Source organism: Microcoleus sp. AT3-D2 (assembly GCF_036705715.1).
Classification (GTDB): Bacteria; Cyanobacteriota; Cyanobacteriia; order Cyanobacteriales; family Microcoleaceae; genus Microcoleus.
The window spans coordinates 1-2,325 of the sequence record NZ_JAUBVE010000173.1 but is presented as its reverse complement, the minus strand read 5'-3'; the positions used below and the strand labels follow the sequence as shown (position 1 = coordinate 2,325).

Genomic DNA, 2,325 nt, shown 5'->3' with positions numbered 1-2,325 from the left:
ATTTTAAACCATCCTAATCTTCCTTCAGTCTTGTCTTATGGTACTTTGGCTGCTTAAAAACTGTCCGGAGTATTGTTAAACAGATTCCACACCCCATCATGACCATCCCCCAAGCAGGTTATCGCTTCACTTTGAGGTTGGCTATTTACCCATGCCACTAAATCTGGATTATTTTGGAAAAAAGCTGCCCCTACTTGACCATGTACCTTAACCGCCTTATAGTTCCTCCAGATACTTTCTTCTCCTTCATGAGTTCTCAGTCTGACATTTCCTTCGTCTATAATCAATGCTTCTACTTGCTCCGTAGCTTGAGCCGAGGAGAATTCGTAACGCTCTAATAGTCGATGTTGTGTACTGTGCGGTACATAAATTCCTGTCAACCTTTTGAGGTCTCTCTCGGCATTGGCAAAAGATTCATTTCCCACTAATAATAAACAACATTTTTCCAAATTAGGACTCAGACGACTTCCCTTCTTTACTCCCAGTCTTTGGGCTTGTTTACTCGATATAGTTATTTCTCCTACACAACTTTTTATGGTTCTTTTTCTACCCGAACCTTTTCCCCCCGCCGAGTGAAAAAAAAACCGCTAATTTCTGGTGCTACTGTCTCAATTAAATGTTCCCTCACACTCAGTTCTACGGATTCAAAGCTTTGTAGATTGTCTACTGGGGTATTCTTATAAAGGATCTCTGCTATTTCTTGGAGATTTATTTTGAGCTTCTGCTGTTCTTCTGGGGTCATGCGAACTTGGATTATGGTAATTTATCTGCTTTCTATTATGCCATCAGCTTAGCCAGACAATTGTCTGAGTATTTATACTGACTGCAAAAGTGGGATGCTCCCATATTACAAGAATCAGCAAGCATATATATAGCAAAACCATTTGATTTGTAAACAATGGATTCAATCATCACAAACGTTTCAGGTGGTTCTACATTCACGACTCAAATAGACTTGCTATAGGACAGAGGCTATCAGCAATAAGATATCTAAGCGAAGGAAAAAGTCGAGCGGAAGTAGCCCAATTAGTAGGATGTACAGATTTAACCATAGCCAGATGGATTGGTAAATATCTAGATGCAGGATTAGAGGGGCTAGTGGAGCCAATCAAGCATCAAGTGAAAGAGAGGCTGAATCCTCATCAGCAGCAGGAGACAAAAGAAATGGTGTTGAACGATAGACCAACTAAGTATGGAATAGACCGAGAAATCTGGATCGGAAAAATTATAGCATTCGTAATAAAGCAAAGATGGGGAGTAGAGTTGAAAACATCAAGAATCTATGAAATCTTAGATAATTTGAATCTCTCCCATCAAAAAGCCCACCGAGATTACGAGAATGCTTCACCAGAAAAACAAAAAGAGTTTGTAAAGATGCTAAAAAAAAATGCGCCAGAAAAAGCGTGAGGAGAAAATTCTTTTTTTTGATGAATTCTCTGTATATAACCGACCAAGTACATACTATGGATGGGTCGAAAAAAATACTCGACCTCAAGTGCCATCAAATGAAAGTAAAAAGAGAGAGAAATTAAATGGATTATTAGCAGTAGATGCTGTGAGTGGAGAAGAATTCTTGCGGTTAGTACCAACTGCCAAAACAGAAGACTTAGCATTATACTTTGGAGAGTTCTGCTCATACTGTATTCAGGAAAGAATCAAGCATTTGACAATCATTCTAGATAACAATTCTACGCATAAGGATAAACTGCACCGTTATTTATGGGCTGAGTTATTCACATCAGGGATTGAGGAACAGATAACAGTTGAATTTGTTTATACACCACCATATTCTCCGAATTTTAATTTAGTCGAATATCTAATTTATTTGCTCCGATTGAGACTACTACATCATTTACCAAGTGACAAAAGTATCGAGCAGGTTGAACGGCGAATTAAAACCTTTTTTGAAACTAAACAATTGCAGACTCCAATCCAAATTGCCAACACGATTCAACATATCTATAATCTCATTCTATAGTCTTCTAGCGGGAAGGGAGTAATGGCTGAAACGATTGATTTTATTGCTTCTTCCTTCTTCCGACTTCCGACGGACATCGGACTGACATCCGTTACATCCGTTACATCCGTTACATCCGTTACATCCGAAGAAAGCGAATCCGTTGCCGAACTTCCTTCTTCCTTCTGCTATACAATTCCGGCGCAGTCAGAAGTGATCTTACGCAGAAACAACGGTTTCTGCGAAAAATGGGTACTGGCGACCCAAAAAACCAATTTCTTGACCACAAATCTAGGGCGTGTCATCAAATAGAGTGGTTGACTTTTTGAGCATTGTGTGAAGATAGTACGGAACTACAATCATTTACT

The 2,325-nt window shown here is 39.1% G+C and carries 3 protein-coding genes and 1 pseudogene; 2 read left to right on the top strand and 2 right to left on the bottom strand.

The annotated features are described in order from the left end of the window. Window positions 1-53: 53 nt before the first annotated feature. Complete coding sequence (locus tag QUB44_RS30575) at window positions 54-425, bottom strand: hypothetical protein (RefSeq protein WP_333373626.1); 372 nt, start codon at window positions 423-425, stop codon at window positions 54-56. A 107-nt stretch (window positions 426-532) separates the two neighbouring features. Beyond that, entirely contained in the window at window positions 533-742 is a 210-nt protein-coding gene (locus QUB44_RS30570; RefSeq protein WP_333373623.1) for a hypothetical protein, read from the bottom strand. Between the two features lie 146 nt (window positions 743-888). On the opposite strand from QUB44_RS30570, the pseudogene QUB44_RS31360 reads away from it, so the two are divergent. Together QUB44_RS31360 and QUB44_RS30555 are read left to right on the top strand one after the other, a co-directional pair. Then, window positions 889-1,978: pseudogene (locus QUB44_RS31360) on the top strand (IS630 family transposase); the annotation flags it as partial. Between the two features lie 21 nt (window positions 1,979-1,999). Next, window positions 2,000-2,269, top strand: coding sequence for a hypothetical protein (locus QUB44_RS30555; protein ID WP_333373615.1), 270 nt, complete (start codon window positions 2,000-2,002; stop codon window positions 2,267-2,269). Window positions 2,270-2,325: the final 56 nt, after the last annotated feature.